The sequence below is a fragment of the Bacillus sp. ISL-51 genome (assembly GCF_018613535.1).
Classification (GTDB): domain Bacteria; phylum Bacillota; class Bacilli; order Bacillales; family Bacillaceae; genus Bacillus.
Genome location: NZ_JAGGQB010000008.1, coordinates 150,893 through 159,255 on the forward strand (window position 1 = coordinate 150,893; position 8,363 = coordinate 159,255).

General features: G+C 52.4%; 3 protein-coding genes. All 3 read left to right on the forward strand.

Going from position 1 to position 8,363, the window contains the following annotated elements:
- The first annotated feature begins 7 nt into the window (after positions 1-7).
- From J7E26_RS13085 to J7E26_RS13095, 3 genes are read left to right on the forward strand one after another with little or no spacing between them, the layout of a single operon-like run.
- Positions 8-943, forward strand: coding sequence for an isochorismatase (locus J7E26_RS13085; protein ID WP_214803419.1), 936 nt, complete (start codon positions 8-10; stop codon positions 941-943).
- Positions 944-956: 13 nt separating this feature from the next.
- On the forward strand, positions 957-8,087 hold the full coding sequence (locus J7E26_RS13090) for an amino acid adenylation domain-containing protein (RefSeq protein ID WP_214803422.1): 7,131 nt from the start codon (positions 957-959) through the stop codon (positions 8,085-8,087).
- An 18-nt stretch (positions 8,088-8,105) separates the two neighbouring features.
- Positions 8,106-8,321: an MbtH family protein gene (locus J7E26_RS13095; protein WP_214803425.1), complete on the forward strand. Its 216-nt coding sequence runs from the start codon at positions 8,106-8,108 to the stop codon at positions 8,319-8,321.
- Positions 8,322-8,363 lie beyond the last annotated feature (42 nt).

Genomic DNA, 8,363 nt, shown 5'->3' on the forward strand with positions numbered 1-8,363 from the left:
TGTTTACATGGCTATTCCGGCTATTCCTGCATATGCGATGCCAACAGCGTCAGATATGCCGAAAAATAAAGTATCATGGAATCTTAACCCTAAACGCGCGGTACTTTTAATTCATGACATGCAAAATTATTTCGTCGATGCCTTTATGAAGGGAGAGTCCCCGATCACGGATGCAGCGGCCAATATCAGCAAATTAAAAGAGCGATGCAGGGCGCTCGGTATTCCGGTCGTATATACCGCACAGCCGGGCAGCCAAGATCCGGCAGATCGTGCCCTTCTGACTGATTTTTGGGGGCCGGGTCTTAAAAGCGGCCCTTACGAGGAAAAGGTCATTAAGGAGCTTGCCCCTGACGATCAGGACATTGTCCTGACAAAATGGAGGTACAGCGCCTTTAAACGAACCGATCTTCTAAACATCATGCGTGAAAGCGGGAGAGACCAGCTGATCATTACGGGAATTTATGCCCATATCGGCTGCCTTGTAACAGCCTGTGAGGCGTTTATGGAAGATATCCAAAGCTTTTTTATCGGGGACGCCGTTGCTGATTTTTCCTTGGAAAAGCATAAGATGGCTTTAACGTATGCGGCCGAACGCTGTGCGTTCACCGCTTTGACAAGTGAGGTGCTGGAGAGTCTGGACGGCGCGTCTCAGTCCGAAACGGAAGCGGGGGCTGAGACAGCCTCAGCGGTTCTGACGAAAGACCGGGTGCGTCAGCAAATTGCGGCGCTGCTTCAAGAATCGCCGTCTGATATTGATGAGCATGAAGATTTGCTGGACAGAGGTCTTGATTCGATCAGAATCATGAGTCTCGTCGAACAATGGCGCCGTGCGGGAGCTGAAATCACATTTGTGGAACTGGCGGAGAACCCGACGCTGGAAGAATGGTGGAGACTGCTTTCTTCCCGATCTCAAAAAGTCTTGCCGAACGCAGATTATTTATAAGGGAGAGAATAGAATGCATGATACACAACAGCTGCCTCTGACAGGCGCCCAGGCCGGTATCTGGTTTGCGCAGCAGCTTGATCCTGATAATCCGATTTACAATACAGGCGAGTATATTGAGATTAACGGCACAATTGATGTTCAACTGTTTGAAACGGCGCTTGGACGCGTTTTAACGGAGGCTGCATCGTTACATGCCCGATTCGGAGAGGACATGGACGGGCCATGGCAAATCATCAATCCGTCTCCCCAAATTACACTTGACGTGATCGACGTCAGTGCGGAAGCTGATCCGAAACAGGCAGCCCTCAGCCTGATGCAGGCCGATCTGGCTGAGCCTGTTGATATTACGTGCGGCCCGCTGTTTCGTGAAATTTTATTTAAGGCAGGGCCGGAACGCTTTTTCTGGTATCAGCGCATTCACCATATTGCGATAGACGGCTACGGTTTTTCACTGCTGGCCCGGCGTACGGCACAAATGTACACCGAAATCACGAAGGGACGTCCGGATGATGGACGCTCCTTTGGTTCTTTTCCGCAATTGATTACAGAAGATCAAGATTACCGCGCCTCGGAGCGGTTCCGGGAAGATCGCGCCTTTTGGCTGAAGCGGTTTTCAGACGGGCCTGATGTCGTCAGTTTGGCGGACAGAGCGCCGAGAACGTCGAAAAGCTTTCATCGCTGCACGGCTTATATGTCTGAGACGGCTTTAACCGCCTTGAAATCATCGCCCAATTGGCATGAAGTCGTCGTGGCGGCGGCAGCTTCCTATATTCACCGTTTGACAAATGCCGGGGAAGTGGTGCTCGGCTTGCCGATGATGGGCCGTATCGGTTCGATTTCACTGAATATTCCGAGCATGGCGATGAATCTTCTTCCGTTACGCCTTTCTCTCAGACCGGATATGTGTTTTCAAGAGGTAGTCAGCCAAGTATCAAAAGAAATCCGCAACATCCGGCGCCATCAAAAATACCGTCATGAAGACCTGCGCCGCGATCTTAAATTGATAGGTGAAAACCGCAGGCTGTTCGGCCCGTTAATCAATGTGATGCCGTTTGATTACAAACTTGATTTTGCGGGAGCGAGGGGCACTGTTCATAATTTGTCAGCAGGGCCTGTTGATGATCTGTCGATTAACGTCTACGACAGATCAGACGGCAGCGGTTTGCGGGCAGACTTTGACGCGAATCCGGAAGTGTACAGTGCACAAGATGCAAAAGATCATCAAAAACGCTTCCTGCTTCTTTTGGAAACGGCCGTACAAAATCAAATGGAAAAGATCGGAAGGATCAATCTTCTGCTTGAAAACGAGCGCAATTGCGTGCTGAAAGATTGGAATGACACAGCAAAGACACAAAGGCAAAAATGTTTGTCAGAGCTGTTTAACGATCAGGCTGCCAAAACACCGGACCGCCCGGCAATTATCAGTGAAAACGAAGAACTGAGTTACGCCGAACTGAACAGGCGGGCGAATCAGCTTGCGCATTTGTTAAAGGAAAAGGGGCTTGGACCGGAGCAATTTGCAGCATTGCTGCTTCCTCGTTCAGCGGACTTGGTGATCGGCATGCTCGCCGTGTTGAAAACGGGAGCTGCTTACCTGCCGCTTGATCCGGATTTTCCTTCTGACCGGATCACATACATGCTCAAGGATGCACAGCCTGTCTGTCTGATTACCTCTTCGGAATTGTCAGACCGTTTGCCTGAAGAAAGCAAAGCGGAAAAGATCATACTGGATGATCCGGAGACAGAAAAAGCAGCAGCCAAGCATGTTGCGGACAGCTCCGTTCAAACGGGCGGCATGTCACCTCTTCACCCCGCTTACATCATTTATACTTCGGGGTCAACAGGCAGACCGAAAGGCGTTGTTGTCACTTTAAAAAGCGTGAGTAATTTCCTCTTATCGATGCAGGAAATGTTCCCGCTCGGCGCACGAGACCGCCTGCTCGCCGTGACTACTGCGGCGTTTGATATTTCCGGACTTGAGCTGTTTCTTCCGCTCATCAGCGGAGCGGGCTGTGTTATTGCCCGCAAAGAGACCATTCAGGAACCGCAGGCGCTGGCAAAAATGATTCAAGCGTATGGCATTACGATCATGCAGGCGACGCCGACATTATGGCACTCGCTTGTTACCGATGAACCGGAATCACTCCGAACGCTTAAGGTGCTTGTCGGGGGAGAAGCGCTTCCGAGCTCACTTATGCATGCGCTGCTGGAATTAGGCTGTTCGGTTACTAATTTATACGGGCCTACTGAAACAACAATCTGGTCAGCCGCCCAGCCGCTTAAAAAGGGCCAAACCGGAGCCCCTCCGATCGGAAAACCGATTTGGAACACGCAGGTATATGTGCTGGATGCCGCATTGCAGCCTGTCCCGCCGGGAATTGCGGGTGAGCTTTATATCGCGGGGGATGGGCTTGCCAGAGGCTATTATAACCGGCCTGATTTAACCTCGGAACGCTTTGTCGCTGATCCGTTCGGCCCGGCTGGTGCAAGAATGTACCGAACGGGAGATCTCGTGCGCTGGCGCGAGGATGGCTCGCTTGATTATATCAGCAGAGCGGACCATCAAATCAAAATCCGCGGGTTCCGGATTGAGTTAGGTGAGATTGAAACGGTGCTGTCGAAATATCCCGGTATTTTGCAGGCCGCTGCGGTTGTTCGCGAGGATCAGCCGGGAGATAAGCGTTTGGCGGCATACGTTGTGGCAGATCATAGCTTTGATACCGCTAAGCTGCGCGCGTATATGGGAGAAAGCCTGCCGGATTACATGGTTCCGAGCGCCTTTGTTCAGCTTGAAGAACTGCCGTTAACACCGAACAAAAAGCTGGATCGCAGCGCTTTGCCTGCGCCGGATTTCTCCGCTGTCCTGTCAGAAAGAGGTCCGCGCACACCGCAGGAGGAAATATTGTGCGAACTGTTTGCTGAGGTCCTCGGTTTGGCAAGAGTCGGCATTGATGACGGGTTCTTTGAATTAGGCGGACATTCGCTGCTGGCGGGACGCCTGATGAGCCGGATTCGTGAGACGATGGGCGCGGAGCTTGGCATCGGCCGGCTGTTTGATACGCCGACAGTTGCAGGCCTTGCTGAACAGCTTGATACTGCAAGAAGCGCACGGCCCGCATTAAAGCCGCTTGACCGTCCGGAGCATATCCCGCTGTCATTTGCGCAGCTGCGCCTGTGGTTTCTCTATTGCCTTGAAGGTCCGAGCCCGACTTACAACATCCCGGTTGTCGTCCGTATGTCAGGTAAGCTGGATCAATCAGCGCTGGAAAACGCTCTTTACGATGTCGTCAGCCGCCATGAAAGCCTCCGCACCATTTTTCCGGAGAATAAGGGTTCAGCAAGCCAGCTTATTTTACCTGCTGATGATGCGCGGCCGGTATTCAGCGTGACAAACACAAGTGAGAGCGAACTTCATGATCTGATTGCTGCTGCTGCCCGCTGCCGGTTTGACCTCGCAAAAGAGCCGGCCATCCGCGCCGAGCTGTTTGATCTTGGCGGGGATGAGTATGCGCTGTTGGTCCTGCTGCATCATATTGCCGGTGACGGCTGGTCCTTGAATCCTCTCATGCGTGATTTGTCCGCGGCCTATACCGCCCGCCGTGCGGGCAAAAAAGCCGAATGGGCGCCGCTGTCCGTTCAGTATGCGGATTATGCGCTCTGGCAGCAGCAGCTTTTAGGCAGTGAGAATGATGCTGAGAGCTTAATCGCCCGCCAGCTTGATTTCTGGAAGAAGACGCTTGCAAACGCACCGGATCAGCTGGAGCTGCCGGCCGATTTTCCGCGTCCTGCCGAATCAAGCTACAGGGGAGGCACCGTCCCGGTTAAAATAGATCAGGAGCTTCATGCCGGTCTCTTGACACTTGCCAGAGACCGGCGGGTGAGCTTGTTTATGGTGCTGCAAGCAGGGCTTTCCGCATTGCTGACCCGTCTTGGCGCAGGTACGGATATTCTGATCGGCAGCCCGATCGCCGGACGAAGTGACGATGCATTAGGTGAACTTGTGGGTATGTTCATCAATACACTGGTGCTCAGAACCGATACATCGGGTGATCCTAGTTTTTCTGAACTCCTTGAGAGAGTCAGAGAGGTCAATCTGGCGGCATATGAAAATCAGGATGTCCCGTTTGAACGTCTCGTTGAGGTGTTGAATCCGATTCGTTCCCGGTCGAGACACCCGCTCTTCCAAGTGATGCTCGCTTTCCAAAATACGCCTGATCCAGTGCTCAGCCTTCCGGAAATCGAAACAAGCCTTCAAATCAACAGCGTTGGTGCGTCTAAATTTGATTTGACGCTGGAATTGGCCGAACAGCGCCATGCCGACGGCACACCTGCAGGTATTAAGGGCCTTCTTGAATTCAGCACTGATTTATTTGAGAAAGAAACGGCGGAAGCACTTGCCGGCCGTCTGCTTCAACTGCTTGCTGAAGCTGCCGCTGACCCGAACAGGCCGATCGGAAGCTTATCTATTCTTTCTGATGAAGAGCGCCGTAAGCTATTGCCTGACTGGCGAAAAAAACATGATCTTCAGCCTCAGAAGAATCTGCCTGAATTGTTTGAAATGCAAGCCGCCCGAAAGCGTGATGAAACGGCGGCAGTATTTGAAGAGAGGGAGCTCACTTACGGAGAGCTGAATCGAAAAGCCAATCAGCTCGCACATATGCTGATTGCCCGGGGCATCGGGCCGGAGCAGTTTGTCGCACTGGCGCTTCCGCGTTCCTTGGACATGATTGTCGGACTGTTAGCCGTCCTGAAAGCAGGAGCCGCGTATTTGCCGCTTGATCCCGATTATCCGGCTGACCGTATCGCTTTTATGCTTCAAGATGCCAAACCTGTATATATGCTCACCAATCGAGAGGCCGCGTTAAAGCTTTCTGCCGGAAGCGAAGTGCCGTCATTTACACTTGATGATCCGCGCAATGCAGAGGAGCTCAATCAATATGCAGACACAAACCCTGAGGACGCCGGCCGGATTTGCCCGCTGTCGCCGCTTCATCCGGCTTACGTGATTTATACGTCAGGCTCGACGGGAGTGCCAAAAGGCGTCATCATACCGCATCATAATGTGATCCGGCTGTTTGAATCGACGCAGCACTGGTACCGCTTTGATTCTGAAGATGTGTGGACGATGTTTCATTCCTACGCTTTTGATTTCTCTGTCTGGGAAATTTGGGGGCCTTTGCTTCACGGGGGACGGCTCGTCATCGTGCCGCATGACATCAGCAGGTCGCCTGAGGCATTTTTACGTCTTCTTGCAAAAGAGCGGGTAACGGTGCTTAACCAAACTCCGTCCGCGTTTTACCAGCTGATGCAGGCGGAAAAAGAAAACAAAGAGCTGGGACAAAGGCTTGCGCTCAGGTATATTATCTTCGGCGGCGAGGCGCTTGAACTTAGCCGGGTGGAGGACTGGTATACCCGCCATCCTGACAATAAGCCGAAGCTCATTAATATGTACGGCATTACAGAAACCACGGTGCACGTCAGTTATCTTGAATTAGACAAAGACATTGCCGCCCTCAGAGCGAACAGCCTCATTGGCTGCGGCATTCCTGATCTGAGCGTATACGTGCTTGATGACAGACTGCAGCCCGTGCCTCCCGGAATAACCGGTGAGATGTATGTTGCCGGACAGGGTGTGGCGCGCGGTTATTTAGGGCGGCAAAGCCTGACTGCGGAACGCTTTGTTGCTGATCCGTACGGGCCGCCGGGAACCAGAATGTACCGGACGGGAGATTTAGCGCGTCTGCGGACGGACGGCTCGCTTGATTATATGTGCCGGGCTGACTATCAGATTAAAATCCGCGGATTTAGGATTGAACTGGGAGAAATCGAAGCGGTTCTCGCCAGACATCCGGATGTGGAGGACGCTGCCGTAGTCGTCCGTGAAGACCAGCCGGGAGATAAACGGCTTGCCGCTTATCTAGTCTGTTCTGATAACAGCGCTTTTGATACAGGGGACATGCGCCGCTTTGCCGGAGAAAGCCTGCCGGATTACATGGTTCCTTCAGCCTTTGTAAGAATGGATGAACTGCCGCTGACGCCGAATGGGAAACTCGACAGGAAAGCGCTGCCCGCTCCTGACTTCCAAATGGAAATTACCGAACGGGGGCCGAGAACGCCGCAAGAGGAAATGCTGTGTGAGCTGTTTGCCGAAGTGCTTCGTTTACCGCGGGTTGGTATTGATGACCGATTCTTTGATTTAGGCGGACATTCATTGCTTGCGGTTCATTTAATGAGCCGCATTCGGGAAGCGACGGGAGCTGAGCTCAGCATCGGGACCTTATTTGAAGCTCCTACAGTGGCGAGCCTTGCCGAACGGCTTGAAACGGGAACAGGCACAAGCGCGCTGGATGTTCTTCTGCCGCTCAGAACGGCCGGAGAAGAAACGCCGCTGTTTTGTGTCCACCCGGCCGGCGGTCTCAGCTGGTGTTATGCCGGACTGATGTCATCATTACAAGCAGATTATCCGATTTACGGATTACAGGCGAGAGGTATCGGGAAAAAGGAACAGCTTCCGCAAAGCTTAGATGAAATGGCGGCGGATTATATCGAGCAGATCCGCACTGTTCAGCCGAAAGGCCCGTACCGGCTGCTCGGCTGGTCTCTAGGAGGAAATGTGATTCAGGCTATGGCGACGCAATTACAGCGCCAGGGTGAAGAGGTTTCTCTTTTGGTCATGCTTGATGCGTACCCGAATCATTTTCTGCCGATTAAAAATGCGCCGGATGATGAAGAAGCCGTCATTGCCCTGCTTGCTTTAGGAGGATATGATCCGGACAGCCTCGGTGATCAGCCGCTTGACTTTGACAGCGCGCTGGAGCTCCTTCGCCGTGAAGGAAGCGCGTTAGCCAGCCTGGATGAATCTGTCATGATGAACCTGAAGGACACATACGTCAATTCTGTCGGTCTTTTAGGAAAATATACGCCTCAGCCGTTTCATGGAGATGTTCTGTTCTTCAGATCCACGGTCATCCCTGAATGGTTTGACCCGATTGAACCGGATACATGGAAACCTTACATTACGGGAGAAATCGAGCGGTATGATTTAGACTGCCGCCATAAAGATTTATGCCAGCCGGGCCCGCTCGCGGAAATCGGCGTGATCCTGGCAAAGAAATTAAACGGCCGGCGTACAGTCCGGTAAAGGAAGGAGAGAGCTGACATGACAAATCCCTTTGAACATGAAGACGGCATATACCATGTGCTGGTCAACGCCGAAGGCCAATACTCGCTTTGGCCGGCCTATCTTGATGTGCCGGACGGATGGGAAGCTTGCGTGAAGGACGAGAAACGCAAGGTGTGTCTGGAGTATATCGAGACGAATTGGTGTGATATGAGGCCTGAAAGCCTGAAACAGACCGAACGTGCCAAAATGTAAGAAAGAAGCCTGCCGATTCATGGGACTGACCCCCGTTTTTGA